This is a genomic window from Corynebacterium sp. ACRPS (genome assembly GCF_022346005.1).
In the GTDB taxonomy this organism is placed as follows: Bacteria; Actinomycetota; Actinomycetes; order Mycobacteriales; family Mycobacteriaceae; genus Corynebacterium.
Map to the genome: position 1 here is coordinate 44,666 of NZ_JAKRMY010000007.1, position 21,387 is coordinate 66,052.

The 21,387-nt window shown below is 60.7% G+C and carries 20 protein-coding genes; 6 read left to right on the forward strand and 14 right to left on the reverse strand.

What is annotated here, in order from left to right; genetic code table 11:
- Positions 1 to 24: 24 nt before the first annotated feature.
- From MHX65_RS05395 to MHX65_RS05410, 4 genes are all read right to left on the reverse strand, one after another.
- On the reverse strand, positions 25 to 1,005 hold the full coding sequence (locus MHX65_RS05395; RefSeq protein ID WP_239269170.1) for a 4-(cytidine 5'-diphospho)-2-C-methyl-D-erythritol kinase: 981 nt from the start codon (positions 1,003 to 1,005) through the stop codon (positions 25 to 27).
- Positions 1,005 to 1,865, reverse strand: a complete 861-nt coding sequence (rsmA, locus tag MHX65_RS05400; RefSeq protein WP_239269171.1) for a 16S rRNA (adenine(1518)-N(6)/adenine(1519)-N(6))-dimethyltransferase RsmA — start codon at positions 1,863 to 1,865, stop codon at positions 1,005 to 1,007. The genes MHX65_RS05395 and rsmA overlap by 1 nt, the downstream gene beginning before the upstream one ends.
- 87 nt (positions 1,866 to 1,952) lie before the next feature.
- Complete coding sequence (locus tag MHX65_RS05405; RefSeq protein WP_239269172.1) at positions 1,953 to 3,128, reverse strand: transglycosylase family protein; 1,176 nt, start codon at positions 3,126 to 3,128, stop codon at positions 1,953 to 1,955.
- 269 nt (positions 3,129 to 3,397) lie between these two features.
- Positions 3,398 to 4,237, reverse strand: coding sequence for a TatD family hydrolase (locus MHX65_RS05410; protein WP_239269173.1), 840 nt, complete (start codon positions 4,235 to 4,237; stop codon positions 3,398 to 3,400).
- A 25-nt stretch (positions 4,238 to 4,262) separates the two neighbouring features.
- On the opposite strand from MHX65_RS05410, the gene MHX65_RS05415 reads away from it, so the two are divergent.
- The gene (locus MHX65_RS05415; RefSeq protein ID WP_239269174.1) at positions 4,263 to 4,757 is read left to right on the forward strand and encodes a GNAT family N-acetyltransferase; all 495 of its coding nucleotides are present in this window, start codon (positions 4,263 to 4,265) and stop codon (positions 4,755 to 4,757) included.
- A 10-nt stretch (positions 4,758 to 4,767) separates the two neighbouring features.
- Positions 4,768 to 5,268, forward strand: a complete 501-nt coding sequence (locus MHX65_RS05420) for a GNAT family N-acetyltransferase (RefSeq protein ID WP_239269175.1) — start codon at positions 4,768 to 4,770, stop codon at positions 5,266 to 5,268.
- Between the two features lie 93 nt (positions 5,269 to 5,361).
- Here the strand turns inward: MHX65_RS05420 and metG are convergent, their stop codons facing one another.
- The 3 genes from metG to rsmI form a co-directional block, all read right to left on the reverse strand.
- Entirely contained in the window at positions 5,362 to 7,194 is a 1,833-nt protein-coding gene (gene metG, locus MHX65_RS05425) for a methionine--tRNA ligase (RefSeq protein WP_023028548.1), read from the reverse strand.
- A 134-nt stretch (positions 7,195 to 7,328) separates the two neighbouring features.
- On the reverse strand, positions 7,329 to 9,185 hold the full coding sequence (locus MHX65_RS05430) for a BCCT family transporter (RefSeq protein WP_284849635.1): 1,857 nt from the start codon (positions 9,183 to 9,185) through the stop codon (positions 7,329 to 7,331).
- Between the two features lie 282 nt (positions 9,186 to 9,467).
- The gene (rsmI, locus tag MHX65_RS05435; RefSeq protein WP_239269176.1) at positions 9,468 to 10,316 is read right to left on the reverse strand and encodes a 16S rRNA (cytidine(1402)-2'-O)-methyltransferase; all 849 of its coding nucleotides are present in this window, start codon (positions 10,314 to 10,316) and stop codon (positions 9,468 to 9,470) included.
- Positions 10,317 to 10,340: 24 nt separating this feature from the next.
- Between rsmI and MHX65_RS05440 the strand changes: the two genes are divergently transcribed.
- Positions 10,341 to 11,966: a dolichyl-phosphate-mannose--protein mannosyltransferase gene (locus MHX65_RS05440; protein ID WP_239269177.1), complete on the forward strand. Its 1,626-nt coding sequence runs from the start codon at positions 10,341 to 10,343 to the stop codon at positions 11,964 to 11,966.
- Between the two features lie 20 nt (positions 11,967 to 11,986).
- Here MHX65_RS05440 and MHX65_RS05445 read toward each other — a convergent pair whose 3' ends face one another.
- Together MHX65_RS05445 and MHX65_RS05450 are read right to left on the reverse strand one after the other, a co-directional pair.
- Positions 11,987 to 12,688, reverse strand: a complete 702-nt coding sequence (locus MHX65_RS05445; RefSeq protein ID WP_239269178.1) for a zf-HC2 domain-containing protein — start codon at positions 12,686 to 12,688, stop codon at positions 11,987 to 11,989.
- A complete protein-coding gene (locus MHX65_RS05450) occupies positions 12,675 to 13,088 on the reverse strand; it encodes a DoxX family protein (protein WP_239269179.1) in 414 nt (137 codons plus the stop codon). Before MHX65_RS05450 ends, MHX65_RS05445 begins: the two co-directional genes overlap by 14 nt.
- 171 nt (positions 13,089 to 13,259) lie before the next feature.
- Here MHX65_RS05450 and MHX65_RS05455 point away from each other — a divergent pair, with 171 nt between their 5' ends.
- Positions 13,260 to 13,919, forward strand: coding sequence for a DNA-3-methyladenine glycosylase I (locus MHX65_RS05455; protein WP_239269180.1), 660 nt, complete (start codon positions 13,260 to 13,262; stop codon positions 13,917 to 13,919).
- Here the strand turns inward: MHX65_RS05455 and sepX are convergent, their stop codons facing one another.
- The 4 genes from sepX to MHX65_RS05475 all read right to left on the reverse strand — a co-directional run bounded on the left by sepX (position 13,920) and on the right by MHX65_RS05475 (position 18,561).
- Positions 13,920 to 15,359 (reverse strand): divisome protein SepX/GlpR, encoded by a 1,440-nt coding sequence (gene sepX, locus MHX65_RS05460; protein WP_370657790.1) that lies wholly within the window; start codon positions 15,357 to 15,359, stop codon positions 13,920 to 13,922.
- Between the two features lie 157 nt (positions 15,360 to 15,516).
- Complete coding sequence (locus MHX65_RS05465) at positions 15,517 to 16,227, reverse strand: GNAT family N-acetyltransferase (RefSeq protein ID WP_239269182.1); 711 nt, start codon at positions 16,225 to 16,227, stop codon at positions 15,517 to 15,519.
- Positions 16,227 to 17,561, reverse strand: a complete 1,335-nt coding sequence (gene glp, locus MHX65_RS05470; RefSeq protein ID WP_239269183.1) for a molybdotransferase-like divisome protein Glp — start codon at positions 17,559 to 17,561, stop codon at positions 16,227 to 16,229. Before glp ends, MHX65_RS05465 begins: the two co-directional genes overlap by 1 nt.
- A 73-nt stretch (positions 17,562 to 17,634) precedes the next feature.
- Positions 17,635 to 18,561, reverse strand: a complete 927-nt coding sequence (locus MHX65_RS05475; protein ID WP_239269184.1) for a UTP--glucose-1-phosphate uridylyltransferase — start codon at positions 18,559 to 18,561, stop codon at positions 17,635 to 17,637.
- A 68-nt stretch (positions 18,562 to 18,629) separates the two neighbouring features.
- On the opposite strand from MHX65_RS05475, the gene MHX65_RS05480 reads away from it, so the two are divergent.
- Together MHX65_RS05480 and MHX65_RS05485 are read left to right on the forward strand one after the other, a co-directional pair.
- On the forward strand, positions 18,630 to 19,211 hold the full coding sequence (locus MHX65_RS05480) for a 5-formyltetrahydrofolate cyclo-ligase (RefSeq protein ID WP_239269185.1): 582 nt from the start codon (positions 18,630 to 18,632) through the stop codon (positions 19,209 to 19,211).
- Between the two features lie 39 nt (positions 19,212 to 19,250).
- Positions 19,251 to 19,976, forward strand: coding sequence for an SAF domain-containing protein (locus MHX65_RS05485; RefSeq protein WP_239269186.1), 726 nt, complete (start codon positions 19,251 to 19,253; stop codon positions 19,974 to 19,976).
- 33 nt (positions 19,977 to 20,009) lie between these two features.
- On the opposite strand, the gene MHX65_RS05490 is transcribed toward MHX65_RS05485, so the two are convergent.
- Complete coding sequence (locus MHX65_RS05490) at positions 20,010 to 21,341, reverse strand: lyase family protein (protein WP_239269187.1); 1,332 nt, start codon at positions 21,339 to 21,341, stop codon at positions 20,010 to 20,012.
- Between the last annotated feature and the right edge of the window lie 46 nt (positions 21,342 to 21,387).

Sequence of the window (21,387 nt, forward strand, 5' to 3'; positions counted from 1 at the left end):
GGCGATGCCCCTACTCGCCCTAAGCTAGAGCACTTCCGCACCCGCAGCCGGGCCCTGGGCTACAACGCCCTTGGTGCCCGGTATTTCTATGCTGACCTGCGCTGCGACTTCCTCCGCATCTTCCTTCGAAGCACATAAGAAGGCGCAGGTGGGCCCGCTGCCGGAGACGATGCCATTGAGCGCACCCGCATCCATGCCTGCCTCCAAGGTCTTGCGGAGATCTGGGCGCAGGGATAGCGCGGCGGGCTGCAGGTCGTTGTGCAGGTGCGCCGCCACGCGGTGGGCATCGCCGGAGATAAGCGCCTGGGAAATCTCCGTCGTATCAAGCGCCGGCGCGGTTACCCGCCCTGCATCACGCAATTCATCGAGTTTGCTGAACACACTTGGTGTTGAGAGCCCACGGTCAGAAGCGATCAGCGCCCAGTGATAGGTGCCCCTGGTCATCATGGAGGTCAACTGCTCCCCGCGCCCAGTACCAAGCGCTGTGCCGCCCAGCAAGGTAAACGGCACATCGGAGCCGAGGGCGGCGCCCAAGGCATTCAGAATGTGATCTCCTACCGAATCAATCCCGTAATAACGGCCGTAGCAGCGCTCCGCAAGGCGCAGCGCCGCCGCGGCATCCGCGGAACCGCCGGCCATGCCGCCGGCGGTGGGAATCGCCTTGTGAATCTCAAGGCCCACCTCTGGAATCTTAATGCCGCCGCGGGTGACATACAGGTGCTGCATGATGCGGTCTACCGCAGCCCAGGCCAGGTTCGTATCGTCCTCGGGCACGCCCGCCGCGTGCGGACCGGATACCTTGAGGTACTGCACGCGGGGCTTATCCACTTCGGCATTGCCTAAATCAGTCAGCGTTACCGTATCGTGCAGGCTCAAAGACTGAAAGACCGTGACCAGCTCGTGAAAGCCATCCTCCCGCGGTTCCGCCACGCCAAGGTGCACATTGACCTTGGCATGCGCATGCGCGGTATAGGTAATCGGCTCGTTTCCGTGTGGTGCGCTCACTATAGTCCTGCCAATCGTACAAAGTCTGCAACAGCGAGCTTTTCCCCGCGCTGCTTCGGATCGATTCCGGCCGCGCGCAAGGCCTCCTCGGCGGCCGCGCCGGAGCCATAGTGGCCCGATAGCGCGGCGCGGAGGGTCTTGCGGCGTTGGGCAAAGGCGGCATCGACAAGCGGCCAGACCGCAGCGCGCGCGGCATCGTCAACCGGCCAAGGCGGGGTATCGAAGACATCGATGCGCACCAAGCCGGAGGCGATATTGGGCGCGGGCCAAAAGACATTCTTACCAATGGTCCCCGCTTGGCTCACCGCGCCATAAAAGCCGGCCTTCACAGAAGGCACGCCGTAGATCTTGCTGCCGGGCTCCGCAGCGAGGCGCTGCGCCACCTCCAGCTGCACCATGACGAGCACGCGGCGAATGGAGGGAAAGGTTTCCAAAAAGTGCAGGAGCACCGGCACCGCCACGTTATAGGGCAGGTTGGCCACCAGCGCCGTAGGTGCCGCGACATCTTCGCTGGTCACGCGCAGCGCGTCCTTTTCCACCACGCGCAGGCGCTTAGCGTAGTCCGCCGCTCGCTCGCCCACCGTTTCCGGCAGCTGCGCCGCCAGGCGCGGATCAATCTCCACCGCGGTGAGATCCTCAACGGTCTCCACCAACCCGAGGGTCAGCGACCCCAACCCAGGGCCGACCTCCACGACGCGGTCTGTGGGTTCCAGGTCCGCCGCCGCGATGATGCGGCGGATGGTATTGGGGTCGTGGAGAAAATTCTGCCCCAACTTCTTGGTGGGCGTGATATCCAGTTTCTCCGCTAAAGCTCGGATTTCTACTGGGCCTAAAAGCGCGGCGCCCGGGGAATCAGTCATGTTTTCTAACCTAGTAGAAGAATGCAGAAAATCGCACCCCGCGCCGTAATGACGCGGGGTGCAGAGTGCGCGGTGCTGTGCGTGCTTTTAGCGCAGCCCCAACTTAGAGGTACATGCAGGCCATGCGCCCCAGCCCTGGGAAGCCTGTACCTTCTGTGCCACGGCGATCTGCTGCTCGCGGGTGGCCTGCCATGCCTCGGGCGCGTATTCGGTGCCCCCAAAGCCAGCCCACGTGGAAGGCGTGAATTGCAGGCCGCCGGAGAAACCATTTCCGGTATTGATGGACCAGTTACCGGTGGACTCGCACTGCGCGATGGAATCCCATACGGAGCCATCGGCCACGGCGGGGGCTGACGCACCCGAGTTACCGCCTTGCGGCTCCGGCTCCGCCTGCTTGGTGCCGCGGGCGATGGTCGCAGGCTTTGGCCCTACAACGACCTCGTCCTTGATGACCTCTTCGGATTCCTTCTTGCCATTATTCAGGGTTACCTTGCGGGTGATCTCGCGCTTGCCCTTTTCGCCCTGTTCGCGCACCTCTTCGGCGCCGGCTTCCAGTTCGGGGTCATCCACGAAATGCGGCTCGGCGTCGAATTCCTCAGTGACATCCTCGGTCTGAATGTCGATGCGTTCTACCTTGATAGACATGCCCTCGGTGACCTTTTCTTCCTTGGCTGGGAAGACGCGGTCATCCTCATCGAGCTTAATACCGCGCTCCTTGAGGACATCGCCCACGGTCTTGGCGGCAATCTTGGTGTAGGTATTCTTGCCACCATCGTTGATCTTGATGATCTTGGGGGAAACGACCTCTAGATCCATGCCGTCTTTGAGCTGCGCATCTTTATCCACGTCATCCTCGCCAGACTTCACGGCGGCTCCCGGGTTTACTCCCTGCAGGTTATTGAGCAAATCAGACACGGTGAGATCGGTGGTAGAAAGCTGCTGCTGTTCACCATCGATGGACACGGCGACCGGCTTGGCGGTGCGCACGGAGATTTCATCACCATCGGCCACGGACTCAGATGGTGCGGGCGAGACGATATCTTCTTCGCCCACCTGGACGCCGGCGGCCTGCAGGGCGCCGTCCACGTCCTCGGCAAAGGTGGCCAGCTCTACCTTGTCGCCGTTGACTTCTACGACCAAGTCTTTCTGCGCGGCAATCGCCACGACACCGCCGACGGCGAGGGTGCTCAAGACGCCACCCGTTGCCAGGCGCAGGGGCAGGGAACGTGAATTATTGATGCGCTTAATGTGGTGAGGTGCCATGTGTAGTTAATCTCCGGTGGTGCTGTCTATCCAGTATCACAATTGTTGCCGCTGGCTAAGGAAAACCAGCGGCGATGCCGCGCTGCTCCACTGTGAACCGGCGCGGCGGGAAGGTAGAGGCGTAAAGCCTCAACGAACAATCAATAACAATACGATAACGAGTAGGGAAAGTCGAGAAGCGGTGCGCCACAGTTATAACGGGCGAAAACAGTTGTCACATCCAGCACCCATACCACCAGCGACCAGCGGATTTAATTTTGTGACAATCCTCACTGTCCTGTCATGCTAATTCCATACACACGGTCAAAAGTCTCATTGACCTCCGCCGCCAATGCCTGAGTGGTTTGGTGGCGGGCCCGTGCAATGCAGTCATAGGTGTGCCCGATGAGGGACGGCTCATTGCGCTGCCCGCGGAACGGCTCTGGAGTCATAAACGGCGCATCGGTTTCCACCAGCAATTGCCCCGCCGGGGCCAGCGCGGCCGCCTGGCGTAGTTCCGCATTCCGCTTGAAGGTGACGTTGCCAGCAAAGGACAAAACGTAGCCGCGCTCTAATGCTTCTTCCGCCACCCGCAACGGTGAGGAGAAGCAGTGGAGCATGACGGTCTCAGGCGTGGGGGCATCGGCAAGAATGCGCAGCAAGTCTTGATCCGCCTCGCGGTTATGGATCATGAGCGTCTTGCCGGTGCGCACCGCCAGATCGATATGCCAGCGTAGGGATTCTTCCTGCTGGACCAAGCTCGCGGTGGTCTCCGGTTCGTGGTGGACCCAATAGGCGTCCATGCCGGTCTCCCCCACCGCCACGCACCGCGGATCCGCCACCATCTCCTCCAACGCGGCTTTGGTGGGCGCGTCTAGTTCATTCGCCCGCACCGGGTGGATGGCGCAGGCGGCATACACGTTGGGAAAAGCATGCGCGGTCGCAAGGGCCGCCTCGGACTCGCGGCGGTCATCGCCAACCGTCACCAGGCGGGATACCCCAGCAGCGCGGGCGCGGTTGACCAGCACCTCATCGGTATCTTTATGCGAGAAAAGGTGGGTATGTGCATCGCTGAGGCCGCTGAGCCCTGGGGCCGGAATGGGAGTAGGACGTGGCTTCTTTTTAGACATACCCGCAATTGTAATATTGGCAGCTATGTTGATCAGACCAGCGGACCTGAGCGATGTCCCCGCCATGACCGATACCCTCAACTGGGCCATCGAGCACACCGATGTCATCTTTAACTCCACCCCAGTCACCGTGGCTGAACGCGAAGAACACCTGCGCCACATCCAGGAACTGGACTGTCCCTTCCTCGTTGCCGAAACCGACGAGGGCGAATACTTGGGCTGGGCGCTCTATCACCCCTACCACGATCCCCGCATCTGGCAGGGCTGCTATGAAACCACGATTTACCTTTCCCCCAATGCCCAGGGCCAAGGCGTGGGCACCGCCCTTATGCGCGAGCTGGTAGACCGCGCCCGGGCGGATGACAAGGTACATTCGCTGCTCGCCCTAATCGTGTCCACTAATACGGCATCATTAAAGTTGCATGAAAAGTTCGGGTTTGAAAACGTGGGAACTCTCAAAGAGGTAACCTACAAATTCGATCACTGGCTTAGCCTCACTCACTTAGAACTTCTGGTGTAAAGGACTTTTAATGCATATTCGCCCCGCTGAGCTTGCCGATGCCCTTTCCATTTCCGCCATCTACAACGCCGCCTCCGCCGCTAAACCGGCCAATAACCTCATTACCTGGCAAGAAGAGGTTGCAGACCGCGAGGATTGGCTGAAGGACATGTCCAAGGCGGGCTCGCCTGTGCTTGTCGCCGTAGACGATGATGAAATCATCGGCTGGGCCGCCTACTTTCAATTCGTCACGCCCGCCATCTACTACGGCACCGTCGAAGATTCCGTGTACATCTCCCCCTCAGCCCAGGGCAAGGGCGTGGGCTCTGAGCTTCTCGATGCCCTCATGGACATCGCCGCCGACGATCCCTATATCGAGACCATGATTACCTACATCGTCGATACCAATGCCGGTTCCATCGCGCTGCACAAGAAGTTTGGGTTTAAAGAAACCGGCCGCATGCCCAATATCCACACCAAGCACGGCGTACGCCTAGGCCTGGTTCACCTGCAGCGCGATTTCCAGCACTAGGCAGAACTTTTAGGCATAGCAAAAGCGCGGTGGCCTCCCCTTTTTCATAGGGATTGGCCACCGCGCCTTCGTATCTACGCTGGGGTTACCGAGCTAGTTCATCACCGGCGCCCATTCCGGGCCGGTCTCGCCGAGCTCTGGATCCAGCTTGGAAATAAGCGGCTTCGGCTTTGCCAAGGTCGTACCCGGTGCCACCTGGATGCGCTCCCACTTGGCCTGCTGCTGGGTGTAGTCACCCATAATCACCGGATATTCGTGGTTTTCTGGCGGAAGGCCCGCACCCACGAGCTCAACCGGGATATCGTCCTTAACCTCGCGCACCTCAGGCTGCGCGGCCCATTCGCCGGTGCGGCCCAAGGTCTCGTGCACCTTCTGCGCGGTAAACGGCAGGAACGGGGTGAGCATGACGTTGCAGTCAGACACGACTTGCAGGGCGGTCCACAAAACGGTGGCCAGGCGCTCGCGCTGGGTTTCATCCTTGGCCAGCTTCCACGGCTCTTGGGAGGCAATATATGCATTCGCCTCGCCCACCACGTGCATGATGGAGACGATGGCCTGTTTGAACTTGGATTGCTCCAGCAGGTTACCGGCGGTGGTAAAGGTCTCCTCCGCCAGCTGCAAGATGGCCTCGTCGCGCTCCTCCAGGGCCGCCGGAACCGGAACCTCGCCGAAGTTCTTGTGCGCCATGGACACGGTGCGGTTGACCAGGTTGCCCCAGCCATTGGCCAGCTCATTATTGACGCGGCGCACGAATTCATCCCACGTAAAGTCCGCGTCGTTGTTTTCCGGGCCAGCCACGGCGATGAAGTAACGCAGCGGATCCGGGCCAAACTCCGCCAGGAAGTCCTTAACGTAGATCACCACGCCCTTGGACGAGGAGAACTTGGAGCCGGACATCGTCAAGTATTCCGAGGACACGATTTCCGTGGGCAGGTCCAGCTCGCCGTACTGGTGCAGCTCGCCGCCCTTCGAGCCCTTGCCCGCATAGCCCAACAATTCCGCCGGCCAGATCTGCGAGTGGAAGGTGATATTGTCCTTGCCCTGGAAGTAGTAGTGGCGGGTTTCTGGGTCCTGCCAGAATTCCTTCCACGCCTCCGGCTGGCCGGTGCGGTGCGCCCACTCGATGGAGGCGGACAAGTAGCCCACGACGGCATCGAACCACACGTACAGCTTCTTCGCGTTATTGTCCTGCCAGCCATCCACCGGAATGGGAATGCCCCAGTCGATATCGCGGGTCATGGTGCGCGGGCGCATATCCTCCAGCAGGTTGAGGGAGAACTTCAGCACGTTCGGGCGCCAATCTTCGCGGGTAGAAAGCCACTTTTGCAGCTCGTCCTTAAGCGATGGCAGATCCAGCAGGAAGTGCTCAGTCTCTACGAACTGCGGGGTTTCGCCGTTGATCTTGGATACCGGGTCAATGAGGTCTACCGGATCCAGCTGGTTGCCGCAGTTATCGCACTGGTCACCGCGGGCGCCATCCGCGCCGCAGATGGGGCACGTGCCCTCGATATAGCGGTCCGGCAGCGTGCGGCCGGTGGATGGAGAAATTGCCCCCTTGGTGGTCTCTTTCAGCATGTAGCCGTTCTCATTGAGCCCCTTGAACAGCTCCTGCACCACCGAGTAGTGGTTGCGGGTGGTGGTGCGGGTAAAAAGGTCGTACGACAAGCCGAGGTTGGCCAGATCGTTGACAATCTGGCGGTTATAGCGGTCCGCGAGTTCGCGGACGGATACGCCTTCCTTATCGGCCTGGACCAGCAACGGGGTGCCGTGCTCATCCGTGCCGGAGACCATGAGTACGTTGCGGCCACGCATTCGCTGGAACCGGGCGAATACGTCAGAGGGAACGCCAAAACCAGCCACGTGACCGATGTGGCGCGGGCCATTGGCGTATGGCCAGGCAACATTTACTACTAAAGACTCAGTCATGGAGTCCAGTTTATCGAAGCACCTGCACGAACACACGTTGAGGGCACATTACCTCTACCACCGAAAAGCGCCCGCCTCCCTCCCAAGTATGGGAAAGCGGCGGGCGCTGCTACCGAAGGCGGTAGATGGTCTATCTACTTGCGCTTCATCGGGTTCTTCAAACGCTCGTTGCGGCGCTTCTTGAGCACCTGCGTGCGCTGGTAGTCGCGGTGCAAGCGGCGCTCGCGGGCCATCTTGCGCTGGAACTGCTGCGCCTCGCGGTACTCGAGGTAAATGATGTCCTGGCTCAAGTCCTTGTAAATGGCGAACATCAGGCCAATGACGATGAACAAGAACGGCAGCGCCGCCACGATGGTGACATTCTGCAGGTTGGACAGTGCGTCCTCATTGACCAAGAGCAGGGTCAAACCAACGGCTGCGGTCAGGGCACCCCACAGGGCGGATAGCCACGGCTTCGCGGTTGCGGCACCATTCTGGGTCATCGAACCCATCACCGTGGAAGCGGAGTCTGCGGAGGTAATGAAGAAGGTGGACAGCAAGATGACGGCGACGACGCCGGCAATGAAGCCACCGGGCAGGTTGTGCAGGAGGTTAAACAGCTCTACTTCGGCGGATTCGCCGGTGATGGATTCGCCGTTTTGCTCCATGTGGATTGCGGTGCCACCGAAGATGGCGAACCACAGGGTGGAAACGCCCGCTGGGATGAGCAGGACGCCCAAGCAGAACTCGCGGACGGAACGGCCGCGGGAAATGCGTGCCAAGAACATGCCCACGAATGGGGACCAGGAGACCCACCATGCCCAGTAGAAGATGGTGTAGCTAGACAGCCACTCGCCGGCGGTGCCGTTTTCGGACTCGGCGGTACGGCCGATCATCTCGGTGAAGTAGTTGAAGTAATTACCGATGGATCCTGGAATCTGGTTCAGGATGGTCACGGTTGGGCCCAAGATGAAGACGAAGATAGCCAGCACCGCAGCCAAGACCATGTTGGCATTGGACACGTACTGAATGCCCTTGCCCACACCGGAGAGCGCGGACAGCAAGAAGGCCAAGGTCAGGACCAACACAATACCGATAACCACAGACTGGGTTGGGTTATCGATGATGCCGGAGGCTTCCAGGCCGGCCTGAATCTGCAGCGCGCCAAGCCCCAGGGAGCAGGCGGTGCCGAAGACAGTGGCGAAGATGGACAGGATGTCAATGAACTTGCCCAATCCGCCGTTGGCGCGGCGCTCGCCGATGAGCGGCACGAAGGCCTGGCTCAACAGCTGCTTGCGACCGATGCGGTAGGTCGAGTACGCGATGGCCAAACCAACAATGGCGTAGACAGCCCAGGGGTGCAGCGTCCAGTGGAACATGGCATAGGCCATGGACGAGCCCACGTTTTCCGTTCCTTGGCCAGGCGTACCGTCGCGGTAGTTCGCCAGCGGCTCGGAAGCACCGTAGAACATCAGGCCGATGCCCATACCGGCAGCGAACATCATGGCGATCCACGAAGGCGTGGAAAACTCCGGTTCCTCATTGATGTGGCCCAACCTAATGGAGCCGAACTTAGAGAACGCGATGAAGATAACGAAGGCCACGAAGACAGTGCCGAAGAGCACGTAGGCCCAACCGAACTTATCGACGACCCACGTCAGGGCCGCGGAAGAAAAGTCCGCGAAGTTATCCGGTGCGGCCAGGCCCCAGATAACGATGGCGGCAACGAGCACACCCGCAATCCCCATGATGGTCCAGTCAATCGGGATATTATCGCGGTCTGCGGCGATTTCGATTTCCGGATCATCATACTCTTCGGGGTGGAACCCCTCAGAGTTGAGCATGTCCTGGATCTGGCTCGTCGCCGTTTGCTCGTCCAGTGCCTCTTCTACCGTTTGATAATCCTCAATCGGCTGTTCACTCGAAGCAGCAGAAGTGGTCCCAGCCGGCGCTTCGCCGGGCCCCTTCCCCTCTTCGGGCACACCAGCGCCGTTATTTTCAGTATTAGTCATGCTCTCTAGACTGGTGGCGCGACCCCAATTTTTCAAACCGTTTTGCTATCAAAACCCCAGCTTACATACATTTTTGAGCATTTCCTTAAGACTTCCTACATGCTTATAGGCTACATATCCCCACGTAGACAGGTTTTAGGCGCCACACGCCCGGGAAAGATAACGATTCGATAACATATATAGAAGCGTGAAACCACCAGTTAGCACGAGTAATTGTGACGTTTTATACGCTACATAGAAATGACCTGAGGACGGCTCAACAAGAGCTCAATTAGCGGGCGCTCAGCGGGCATCCAACGCGGCATCATAAAGCTCCCGATTGGACACCCCAGTCCCCTTGGCAGCCTGCTTGCACGCGTCTTTCAAGCGCATGCCGGCCCCGGCAAGCTCCAAGGCTTGCGGGACCAGGTCTGCGGCGGTCACAGCAGCGCCGGTTCCGCCTTCGATCACCACGGTAATCTCGCCCTTCACGCCCTCGCTTGCCCATTCGGCCAGCTCTGCTAGGCAACCGCGGCGCACCTCCTCGTACGTCTTGGTCAGCTCGCGGCATACCGCGGCGGGGCGATCGGCGCCGAGGACCTGGGCGGCATCGGCAAGCGTATCGGCGATGCGGTGGGGAGATTCAAAAAATACGATGGCGCGCTTTTCATTGCGCAGCGATTCCAGCCACGCCTTTCGCGGGCCGGGCTTGCGCGGCGGGAATGCATCGAAGAGGAAGTGGCCCACGCCCAAGCCAGACAAGGCAAGCGCCGTGGGCACCGCCGAAGGACCCGGAAAACACGTCACGGGGATATCGCGCTCGGCGGCCGCGGCCACCAGTGACAGACCGGGATCGGAGATGATTGGCATGCCGGCATCGGTGACCACGAGGACGGTGCCGTGCTGGGCGGCATCGATAAGCTGCTGCGCACGCGCCTGCTCATTGTGGTCGAAGTTGGACACCACAGAGCCGGAAATTTCGATGCCCAGGGCCTGCGCCAGGTTGCGCACGCGGCGGGTATCTTCGGCGGCGATGACATCCGCATGCGCCAATGCCTGCATCAGGCGCGCAGAGGCATCAGCGACATTCCCCAAGGGCGTGGCGGCGAGGATAACGCCGCGCGGAAGTGGTTCCAGACCTAAAGCTGACATGCCTCTAGCATTCCACATTCTCCTATGCGCCCGCGCGAAGGCTCGTGGCCTAAACTCTTCTTCGTGACTATTGCTACCGCTGCCCCCGCTAGCTCACCGCGCACCCCGCATAACCGCGTGATCCCGCCGGCACCGCGTACCTATACGTGGGGCAAGGCCGATTGGATTAGCACCGGCATCATCGCCGTTCTCGCGCTGATTACCCGGTTTGTGGGGCTTACCGCGCCGGTATCCCAAGGCACGCCCGTCTTCGATGAAAAGCACTATGTCCCCCAAGCCTGGGACATGGTCAAAAGCTGGGATAACTTATTCATCGGCGGCATCGAGACCAACCCAGGCTTTGGGCTCGTGGTTCACCCGCCGCTGGGCAAACAGATCATTGCCATTTCAGAATGGGTCTTTGGTTATACCCCGCTGGGCTGGCGCTTGATGACGGCTCTCTTCGGCGTCGCCACCGTCCTGATGACCATGGCTCTGGCTCGCCGGCTGTCCTTTTCCTGGCAGGTGGCCACCTTTGCCGGCATTTTGGCCGTCTGCGATGGCGTCCTCTTGGTCTCCGCGAAGTTTGGCATGCTGGATATCTTCCAGGTCTTTTTCATCGTCGCCGCAGCCTGGGCACTGGCCCGCGATCATCAACAAATGCGCGAGCGTCTGCACAACGCCCTGCTGAGCGACGGGATGGGCACCTCCCCCTTCGGGCCGCGTTTTGGCTTCCGGTGGTGGCGCTTTACCGCCGGCGTCTTCTTAGGACTGTCGCTCGCCGTGAAGTGGTCCGGGCTGTACTACATCATGTTCTTCGGCCTGCTCTGTGTCTTTAGTGACCTCGCATTGCGCCGCAAGTACGGCGTTCGCCGCTATATTGTGGGCACGCTCATTCGCGATACTCCCGCGGCACTAGCCTCCCTAGTTGCCGTCCCAGTAATGATTTATGTGTGGAGCTGGCGCGCATGGTTCGCCTCAGAAACCGCGGTCTACCGGCACGCCAAGGTGGATGGGACCATCGGGGAAGACTCCTGGCTCATGCACTTACCAGAATCTGTGGCCGGCTGGTTTTATTACCACTTATCCGTATTGGATTTTCACGCCAGCTTGACCTCTTCCGGTGGCCACCACCACCCGTGGGATTCCAAGCCGTGGGCATGGCTGGCCGGGGCCCGGCCCATTCTGTACTACTCCAGCACGGACCTGGAATGCAGCGGCGGTGGCGAATGCCGCAAGATGCTCTACCTCTTTGGCACCCCGGCGATCTGGTGGCTGGTGGTCCCCGCGGTACTTTGGGGGATGTGGTCGCTTATCATCCGCCGCAACCGCGCCTTCCTCATTCCCCTCGTGGGCTTCGCGGCCGGATTCCTGCCGTGGCTCGCGGCCTTTGACCGGCAGATGTACTTCTTTTATGCCACCGCGTTTATCCCCTTTGTCATCGTGCTGCTTGCCCTCATACTGGGCCAAATGGTCGGGCGCGGTAAGCCCATCAAGTGGCAGTGGATAACGCGCATCGCTGGCGGGCCGATGCGGCGGGGAACATTTGCCGCCGCCTGCTACCTCGCGCTGGTGGTCGCGATGTTCTTCTACTTCGCGCCCATCTTGTACGGCTTCATCATCCCGGAATCGTGGTACCAATCCATGATGTGGTTGCCCAGCTGGAAATAGCTCGCAGAACCTCGTTCGCCTTAGTGCGGCTGCGCGTTCAGGGATTTCCACCACGCGCGCACCAGGTAGCCCTTCTCGGCCGCCCACGCCCAGCCCAGGCTCATGGTCGATAGCGCGGTAGCGATGAGCAAATAGACCTGCTCCATGGTGACGGTACCCAGCGCAATATCGCGCACGCCAAAGCCAAAAAGAAACGCAAACATCGTGGCGGATACCGGGAACAGCCCGGTCACAGAGGCTGGGCGCCACGCGCTCCACAGCAGTCCGCACGCCATGCCAAAGCGCACGGCCGCGCCCTCCATCAGCAGGTTGGCGCGCTCCGGGTCGGCTGCCGGATCCAGCACCGAGCCCTCTGCGCCCATGGGCACTAGGCCGGAGGCGCGTACCACCTGCACGATGGCCCACACCGCAAAGACAAGCCCCATGGCCACCAAGGCGATGCGCGCCACCGTGAGGTTGGCCTGCCTGGCGCTCGAGGCCCGCTTCCACTCCGGTTCTACACCTGCGAGGATCACCTCTGACAGATCGGTCGGTGGCGCCATGCCGGAGTCCGCCGGTTCCACGAAGCTTAAGGAGCGCGATAGCGCCGCTGCCTTATCGCGAAAGGCCCGGCACTCCGCGCAGTGTTCTAGGTGGGCGTCGATGACATCGGCGGAAAGCTCCGCGTCTTCCCCATCCAGTTGGGCGGAAATCGCCGCTTGTACTTGGCTATGCGTCAACATTGCTTAACGCCCTATCCAAGCTCGCCCGGCCAGAACCAAAAATGACGATCATCAGCAGGGACATGCACAGCACCAAGGGGTACTCGATGCCGCCGTCGCCAGCAAAAAGGCCATTGCCCCAGTGCACGAAGTACAGCGCGCCCACCATATCCACGGCCAGCGCCGCCGCGGCAAAAGTGGTCAACAAACCGATGACGAGGAAGGCGCCACCTACCATTTCCCCGATTGCGGCGGCATAACCGGCAATCTGTGGCTGCGGGATGCCGAGGGCGGAAAACTGCCCTACCGTCTCATCCATTCCGTCCATGAACATCTTGTCCACGCCGTGCGCGATAAAAATGAGTCCGAGAACCAACCGAAAAAGCAGCAATGCGGCATCGCGAACGGCAGGTCTATTCATGGTCAATAGACTACATCGAATGCCTACCCCAACGCGAAGACGCCACCGCTCCACCCGCTGAGCTCGCAATTTCACCATCTAGCGAGGTACGCGCTGCGCCTCATCCGCAATCGCTGCTTCAATGGGAAAGACAAGGAAAATAGGCACTACATACCAACAGGAGAACCTCCCATGGACACTGAAACCACTACCGAAGAACGCACCCCGCTGGCCTATGACGCGCACGGGGTAGCCCGCACGCCGTGGGCCGTGACGTCGTCGCTGCTAACGGATTATTACGACACCGAATGGGGCCTTCCCATTAGGGACGAGGACGGGCTATTTGAGCGCTTGAGCTTGGAGTCCTTCCAGTCTGGGCTGTCCTGGGCCGTGGTATTAAAAAAGCGCCCCGCCTTCCGCGAGGCCTTTTGCCACTTTGATCCGGACAAGGTTGCGGAATTCGGCGAGGCCGAGGTGGAGCACTTGCTTGCCGATGCCTCCATTATCCGCAACGAGACCAAGATCCGCGCCACCATCAATAACGCGAAGGCCACCATTAAACTGCGCGAAAACGGCGGCCTAGCGGATTTCATTTGGAGCTTTCAGCCTGCAGAAAATACCTACCCCGAGGTTATGGAGGATATCCCGAAGAAGAGCCCCGAGTCGCAGGCCATGTCGCGTGAATTGAAGAAGGCCGGTTTTAAGTTCGTAGGGCCGGTGACCTGCTTTGCCCTCATGGAGGCCATCGGCATGGTCGATACCCACCTCTTGGGCTCCCACCGCCGGGCTACCTCCGGCGTATGGCCGGAAGAAACCGAAAAACTCCCCGGAAGCGAGGGAGAAGCTGTCTAATTAACCCGCGCGGCGAGCGGCCAGGTCATCGCGGCGCCCTACCCCATCGGGCCCGGCGTGCGGGCCATCAAAGTCACCGTCTTCATCATCGCTGTAGCTTAAGGGAAGGTGCTCAAAGTCGGGGCTTTCATCGTCGATTTCGACGACGACCGCACCCGGCCGGCGCAGGTTGCGGGGGATCTTTAGCGCCTCATCATCGGTATTGTGAACGCCCAACCGCGCCCGGCGCAGGTGCTTTACCCGGCGGCGCAACAGTGCTTGTTCTTGGCGGACTTGCGCGCGCAGCGCCACCAAATAGGTGCCGGTCAGGACACCGACGATGCCTGCCAGCCACCAGGTCCATCCACCGGCCACAATCCCCAAGGCCACGGTGAGGACCACGGCGATGGCTAGGCCAATGAGCGTGCGCTGGCGGCGCTGGTAGCGCGTAGCGGACTTCTCCTTATCCGCCACTGGGTCCCATCCACCGCGGCCAAGGCGGCGCTGAGCAAAAGCTACCTCGTCCTCAGAAAGGTCTGTATTCAGCGCCGCGTCCTCGGAGCCCTGGGCACCGTACTCATCGGCTCCGGCCGATTCCTCGGCTGCACCGTCGTTGTCTGCCTCTTCCGAATCGGTCTCTGCGGTGTCCGTTTCTTCGGCATCGATAACTGGGGCGGGATCGACCGCACCTGGGTACATCAGGTCTACCGGGGAAGTATAGGTCTCGTCGTAGTCGTACGCGTCCTCGGCAATGTCTTCGGTCGCCGGCGCGGTGAAGGACTCGGTGGAATCGGCAGCCACATTCCTGCGGCGGCGCTTGCGCTTTGCACCACCTTCTTCGCCAACGCGCTCATCATCTTCGAGCAAGACATCATCGGCATCGTCTGCGTCCGCATCCGCATCATCGGAAGCGGTGGCCGTGCGCGCGCCATCGGCGTCAGCGGTGGAACCATTTGATTCAGCGGCAGCGGCCGGAGCCGCGGATTCCTCAATGACTTCACCCTCGATGGTCTCTGCCTGCCCCTCTGCCTGGGTGACCTGCTCGTCGCGCGCGTCAGCCTCGTCCTCGTCGGCGGAGCGGTATGCACGGCCACCTACGCCAAAGGGTTGCGCTCGGGCGCGGCGGGCCGCGCCAGCAATGGTCCGCGACTGCGCTCGGGAAGCGCGGTCCTCTGCTTCGTCATCGATCAGCACGTCATCGACGTCTGCCTCGCTGTCCGGGTCCTCAGCGGCAGCGGATACAACCTCGTAGTCGTGGTCTTCATCCGAGCCGCTGCGGTGGACATCATCGGCCCGCAAGCGCGGGCGGCGGCGGCCGGCGACATTGCCGGAATCGCCGGAAAAGAGCACGCGGGTATCCTCAAAGGCCTCGCCGGTATGGCTCATCGGGCGATTGCTCCTGCCCAATAGCCACGGCGCGAGCACGAAGAGCCACACCACGATGATTGCAATAACTGGCACAGCTGTGGACACGACTTAAGGACCTTCCCTTGGGGTGCAGATGATTACTCCACTCTAATCACCAAAACCGCACTTTAGGGGCCACAGAAGCTGTAAATTACAATGTTGTTACTTATGTGAAAATTGAGAAAGCATTACTTGGATTTAGGGATGATTTTCACACCAAACGCCTAGCTTGGTGCAGCCGCTCAACCGCCGTGGATGAGAAGTCTTCCTTGACTAAGGCCACGAAATGGTGATCCCGCCAGGCGCCATCTATATGCAGGTTGCGGCGCAAATACCCCTCGGAGCGAAAGCCGTTGGCACCTAGCACGCGCCCGGAGGCGGGGTTTTGTTCCAGGTAAGTGGCGGTCACTCGGTGCAGGCCTACCCGCCCAAAGGCGTGATCCACGCCCAGGGCGGTGGCCGCGGTGGCAACGCCAGCGCCCTGCACAGCGGAATAAACCCAATAGCCGATCCAACAATCTCGAATACTGCCGTGTTGAATATTGCCGAGCGTTACCTGGCCGGCAAACTTTCCCTCGAGCTCGATAGCCAGGGGGATCACCTGCGCATCGCGCGCGGAGTTGCGCAGAAAAATGAGGTAATTCCACCAGGCCTGCGAGCTGTGGGCCTCTGCCCAAGTGGTCGCTTGGGTCGGCTCCACCGGCCGGAGCAAAGCTTCGTCCTCAATGCGCTGGCGCCGCCACTCGGGACCATCCGAGCGCAGCAAGGGGCGCAGCCGCAACCGCCCACCAGACGGCAGCGCCCCCGAGGGAGGAAGCTGCACCGTCGGCGTCGCCTCCGGCCAACCGGGGTGCAGATCATCGGTCGGCCCGGTGACTGGATGGCGCAGCTTGGCTGCGGCGGTACCGAAGGGGTCAAGCATTAGCTGCGCTGGGTGAGGAATAAGACGTCAACAACATCGCCCGGGCGGATCTCGGTGACTTCCTCTGGCACTCGAATCATTGCATTGGCCTCAGAGAGTCCTGCCAGAAGGTGGGCTGGCGCGCCGGTCGCACCTCCAAGACCCTCGACCAGGTAATCGGCGGTTTCGGCATCGCGCATCAAGCGGGCACGGATGAAACCACGGCGCCCTGGGCGGGAATCAATGTGGTTCAGTGCGCGGGCCCGGACCACCCGGCGGTGGGCATTGCGCTTGCCCAGGGCCAGGCGAATCAAGGGGCGAATGTAAATTTCGAAAATAACCAGCGACGATACCGGGTTCGAGGGAAGGAGGAACGTAGGGATGCGCTCATCTCCTACCAGCCCAAAGCCTTGCACGGATCCTGGGTGCATGGCCACGCGGGAAGTATCGATATCGCCGATTTCTGCCAGGATCTCCCGGATCTGTTCGGCACCGGCACCACCAACGGCACCGGTGATGACGAGCGCCTCGCTGCGCGTGATGTGGGTTTCTAGCACTTCCCGGATGCGGCGGGGTTCGCCTTCGGCAATGCCCACGCGGACCACGTCCGCCCCCGCTTCTTTTGCGGCGGCGGCCAAGGAGTAGGAGTTCACGTCAAAGACTTGGCCCAGGCCCGGTTCCTTGTCCACATCGACGAGCTCGCGACCGAAGGACACGATGGTCACGCGGGGCTGCGGATAAACCAGCACCTTGGAGCGCCCCACGGCGGCCAGCAGGCCAATCTGCGCCGGGCCAAGGACGGTGCCAGAGGATACGGCGACATCGCCGGGCTGGATATCGTCGCCCACGCGGCGGACGAAATCGCCCGAGCGCACCGTCCGGTGCGCCGTGATGCGCTTGCGGCCGCGGTCGGTCCACTCGAGGGGCAGGACGGCATCGGCAAGCGTGGGCAAGGGCGCGCCCGTATAGACCCGCACGGCCTGCTTGGGCTGCAGGCGCAGCGGCTGCTTCGAACCGGCCGGAACCTCACCGACGACGGGCAAGGAACGCTCGACCTCGGGTTGGGCGGGCTGCGCGGCGGCGTCCTCGGCCTGCTCGGCAGACCCCTCCCCTTCGCTGCTTTCCTGGTCCTGATTCTTCGGGCGGCGCACCTTCAGCCCTCGCTCGCCGCCGATATCAACCGCGCGAACTGCGTACCCATCGATGGCTGCCTGGGGAAAGCCCGGTAGAGGCTGATAGGCCTGCACCTGCTCGGCGCACATTAACCCCAGCGCATTAGAAATGCTCATCCGCACCGGCTCCGGGGTCGTCGCCGCATCAGTAACCAGCGCCAACTGGTCATCAACTGAACGCATACGGTCTCTGCCCGCCCTTTCTTCTTGCCCTTTTACCTTGCTGCCCTCAACGCACGTGCGCACGGCAAGATAGTTAGTTCAGGCCTTGCTCCGCCTCGAAATCGGACATAATTTGTTTAATAGCTTTATACAGCGCTGGGCCGTATTTTTCATCGCGCAGACCAAAGTCCACGTTGGCCGGGATATAGCCACCGGGGTTACCCAAATCGTGGCGCTTGCCCTCGTGGACCACCACGTGGACGGGCTCGCCTTCCTCAATGAGCAGCTCGATGGCATCGGTCAGCTGCAATTCGCCACCCTTGCCCGGTTCGATCCGGCGCAGCGCATCAAAGATCTTCCGGTCCAACAGGTAGCGCCCGGTAGCCACCAGGTTGGACGGCGCGTCCTCCGGGTCCGGCTTTTCTACCATGCCGATAACCTTTTTCACGCCCGGCACGTCAGTATCTTCTACGTCGAATACGCCGTAGTTAAACGTCTGCTCCTGCGGCACCGCAAAGGCACACAGCACGCTACCGCCGAGCTCGGCGCGAACGCGCGCCATATCCGCCATGACGGTGGCCGGCAACACGATGTCATCCGGCAGCATGACGGCAAAGGAGTCCTCGTCATCTGCCAAGACTTCTTCCGCCAGCCCCACGGCGTGGCCCAAGCCCAAGGGCTTTTCTTGCTCCACCGCGATGGGCTCAATGAGCTGGTGGGCGCGGTTGACCTTAGCTACCTGCTCATCCTTGCCGCGGGAATCTAGGGTTTCTACCAGATCCGGAAATTCCGCAAAATGGCGCATTACTTCTTGTTTTTCGGGTGCGGTAATGACCGCAAGCCTGCGCGCGCCCACAGAGGCTGCCTCCTCAGCAATCAATTCGATGCCGGGAGTATCCACAACGGGCAGCAATTCTTTGGGGACGGTTTTCGTGGCGGGCAGAAAGCGGGTGCCCATGCCAGCCGCTGGAACTACAACCGTGGTGATTCCGGTGGCGGAATCTTCGCGTTCATTAGCCATGAATCTTAGGGTACAACGGCGCACTATTTTCCTGTGTAGCGCTACGCCACGGACGCTATTATTTATTTATGCCTTCTTCCAGCGATATCAAAGAGCAACTGCGCACCCGCCTGCTTCGCGCGCGCCGCGGCCTCACCGCCGAGAAGCGCACGGAATGGTCCGCTGCCCTGCGCGAGCAGCTAGAACCTGAGCTTGCCGGCATTTCGAGCGTTGCCGCCTATTGGCCGTTGGGCACGGAGCCTGGCGGGGCGGACTTCATCCCCTGGCTTTCCCGCCGCGTCGACCGCGTATTATTGCCTGTCACCTGCGACAACGGCGTTTTAAACTGGGCAGAATACAAGGGCGCGCACAGCATGCAGCCTGGCCAGCTGGGCATTTCCGAACCCGCCGGCCCGCGCTTTGATAGCCGCGTGCTGTGCGGTTGCGATCTGATTTTGGCTCCCGCCATGGCCATCGATGCCGCCGGAAACCGCTTGGGTAAGGGCGGCGGATACTACGACCGCGCGCTTTCCCTGGTGCCGCGCAACCACCCCGCGGTACTCGCCATGGTCTATCCCACTGAATTCCTCGACTCCATTCCAGCCGCGGCCCACGATCGCCGCGTTGAGGCCGTGGTTACCGCCGCAGGAATCCACCGCTTTCCTTCTTAAATGGGGAACCACACAGGCGGTAGCGCAGTCTAATTGTGCATGGCTTATTCCCCGTCCCCGCGAATCTCACAGTTCTTCCGCACCCTGCGCACCCCTGGCCACCGCCGCGGCGTGCTCGTGCGCCGCGCCATCGCGTTGGCACTGCTAATCGCCGCGCTGGCCTCCGCAGTCTCTCGCGCGAAGGAACTGCCGCAGGTACTGGTCTTTAGCCGCGATTTACCCGCCGGCGCGGAGCTTTCCGCCGCCGATGTCTCGCTCGAGCGCCTGCCTTCTTCCTCCATTCCTAGCAGCGCGCTTGCCGATGCCCCCTCCGATCTCGCCGGCCGCATCATCACCGCCGCCGCGGGCAAGGGCGAGGTCGTCACCAGCCAGCGGCTCCTCGGCCAAGAATTGGTGTCTAGCCTCGTCGCGAACTCGGGATCTGCCGATTCTAAGGGAGGCGGCTCCGGCCGCATGATCCCAGTCAAACTTGCCGATCCAGACATCATCCCCCACCTGCACCACGGCGATACCGTCGATATCGTCACGGCAAGCGATGCCACCAATTCAGAACCCGTTACCGCCCGCGTCATTGCCTCCGGCGCCCGGGTCGTATCCACCACTACCGCAGAGGGCGAGATTTCTTCTGCCACCGTCTTGCTCGCACTGCCTAATGAACACGCCAATGACGTGGCCGCCGCCTCTTTAAACCAACCGCTGACCGTGGTTATCGTCGGCGATCGCGCTCAACCCCATGCCGTTAATGAGGCAGATTCTGCTACTTAACGACCGCCTGAACCTTTTGCGTACTGGTGGTATTTATTCCTGCGCCGATTCCGCGATTTCAACAGCTTGGCCGATGTAATTAGCTGGATTTGTCAGGGACTCAAGGTCCAGCTTTTCCGTAAGGCCCGCGAGCTTCGGGTGGGCTGCGCAAAACTCTTCCAGGCAGGTGCCGTTCTCTCTATTGTCTCGGGCGAATTCCTGAAGAACATCGTGTGCGGCGCTGTGACCAATATGCGGTGCCAGCTCCATCATGATTCCCTCAGTCATCAACGAAACACCCGCGCTTTTTACGTTGTCCTCTAATGCCTGGGCATCAAAACGCAAACGAGGAAAGAGCTGGTCCAGCTTTTCCAACGCTCCATCGACGGCAACAAAGATTTGTGGAATCAGGTTGCGGTGGATCTCGGATTGGCGGTGGTCGCGTTCAAAGGTGGCCGGTGCTTGCGTCAGCATGTTTGCCGCCATGCCACAAGCCATGCTGGCTCCCACGGAAATTTTCATTGTGGCAAAGGGATTGAGTTTTTGCGGCATGGTAGACGATCCAGAGGTATGCGCATCCATGTCCTCGCGGGCCTCGACCAGATCGGATTGCTGCATAGCAAAGAGATCCTCTGCAATCTTGGCCAAACTTTGCCCCAAGGTAGCCACGGTCGACGCAAGCTCTGTCATCGTATCCGAGCTCGCATGCCAGGAAACCGGTTGATAAACCAGTTCCAATTCTTTGGCAAGGCGCCGACTTAACTCAGGTCCTTGTTCTCCAAAGGACGCCAGCGTGCCTACAGCACCGGTAAATTGAATCTGTTCCGTGCGCTCTCGCATCGCTTCCAAGCGTTCCCGGCTCCGGCGCAGCTCCGCGTTCCACCGCGCAAAGCGTGTACCCAGTGTCGTCGGCAGTGCATACTGTCCATTGGTACGCGCGACCATTAACGTTCGGGCGTGCTCGTGAGCGAGGTTGGCGGTAGCAGCGATAACGGCGTTCAGGCGTTCCAGTATCAGGTCGGTAGCTGCTTTGATCTGCAGGGCCCGCGCGGTATCCAAAATATCTTGAGTGGTCGCCCCGAAATGGACCCAACCACGCTGGTCTTCCGGAATCGCGTCCCGCAATGCATCGAGGACAGCAACCGAAGGATTGCCAACCCCGCCGCTTTGGGCCTTTTCTATCAGCTCATCACTGGCGACTGCATTATCTGAGATCGCCTCGGCAGCCTCCTGCGGGATAATTCCCATGTGTCCCTGCGTCCGCGCCATTGCCGCTTCAACAGCGAAAATTTTCCGGATAAGTTGTGCTTCTTCCCAGTGGGCTTCCATGTCCGCTGTGACATGGCCCTTCTTCTGAAAAGACGAGTTCAGTGCGCCGATTCCCATGATAAATTCCTTCTTCTTAGAGGTTTAGGTTGTAATCCCAGAACGT

What these genes read in the sequence shown, in the direction of transcription:
- rsmA (WP_239269171.1), bottom strand. Translation starts at nt 1,865, where the DNA reads ATGACTGATTCCCCGGGCGCCGCGCTTTTAGGCCCAGTAGAAATCCGA.
- MHX65_RS05405 (WP_239269172.1), bottom strand. Translation starts at nt 3,128, where the DNA reads ATGGCACCTCACCACATTAAGCGCATCAATAATTCACGTTCCCTGCCC.
- MHX65_RS05410 (WP_239269173.1), bottom strand. Translation starts at nt 4,237, where the DNA reads ATGTCTAAAAAGAAGCCACGTCCTACTCCCATTCCGGCCCCAGGGCTC.
- MHX65_RS05415 (WP_239269174.1), top strand. Translation starts at nt 4,263, where the DNA reads ATGTTGATCAGACCAGCGGACCTGAGCGATGTCCCCGCCATGACCGAT.
- MHX65_RS05420 (WP_239269175.1), top strand. Translation starts at nt 4,768, where the DNA reads ATGCATATTCGCCCCGCTGAGCTTGCCGATGCCCTTTCCATTTCCGCC.
- metG (WP_023028548.1), bottom strand. Translation starts at nt 7,194, where the DNA reads ATGACTGAGTCTTTAGTAGTAAATGTTGCCTGGCCATACGCCAATGGC.
- MHX65_RS05430 (WP_284849635.1), bottom strand. Translation starts at nt 9,185, where the DNA reads ATGACTAATACTGAAAATAACGGCGCTGGTGTGCCCGAAGAGGGGAAG.
- rsmI (WP_239269176.1), bottom strand. Translation starts at nt 10,316, where the DNA reads ATGTCAGCTTTAGGTCTGGAACCACTTCCGCGCGGCGTTATCCTCGCC.
- MHX65_RS05440 (WP_239269177.1), top strand. Translation starts at nt 10,341, where the DNA reads ATGCGCCCGCGCGAAGGCTCGTGGCCTAAACTCTTCTTCGTGACTATT.
- MHX65_RS05445 (WP_239269178.1), bottom strand. Translation starts at nt 12,688, where the DNA reads ATGTTGACGCATAGCCAAGTACAAGCGGCGATTTCCGCCCAACTGGAT.
- MHX65_RS05450 (WP_239269179.1), bottom strand. Translation starts at nt 13,088, where the DNA reads ATGAATAGACCTGCCGTTCGCGATGCCGCATTGCTGCTTTTTCGGTTG.
- MHX65_RS05455 (WP_239269180.1), top strand. Translation starts at nt 13,260, where the DNA reads ATGGACACTGAAACCACTACCGAAGAACGCACCCCGCTGGCCTATGAC.
- MHX65_RS05465 (WP_239269182.1), bottom strand. Translation starts at nt 16,227, where the DNA reads ATGCTTGACCCCTTCGGTACCGCCGCAGCCAAGCTGCGCCATCCAGTC.
- glp (WP_239269183.1), bottom strand. Translation starts at nt 17,561, where the DNA reads ATGCGTTCAGTTGATGACCAGTTGGCGCTGGTTACTGATGCGGCGACG.
- MHX65_RS05475 (WP_239269184.1), bottom strand. Translation starts at nt 18,561, where the DNA reads ATGGCTAATGAACGCGAAGATTCCGCCACCGGAATCACCACGGTTGTA.
- MHX65_RS05480 (WP_239269185.1), top strand. Translation starts at nt 18,630, where the DNA reads ATGCCTTCTTCCAGCGATATCAAAGAGCAACTGCGCACCCGCCTGCTT.
- MHX65_RS05485 (WP_239269186.1), top strand. Translation starts at nt 19,251, where the DNA reads ATGGCTTATTCCCCGTCCCCGCGAATCTCACAGTTCTTCCGCACCCTG.
- MHX65_RS05490 (WP_239269187.1), bottom strand. Translation starts at nt 21,341, where the DNA reads ATGGGAATCGGCGCACTGAACTCGTCTTTTCAGAAGAAGGGCCATGTC.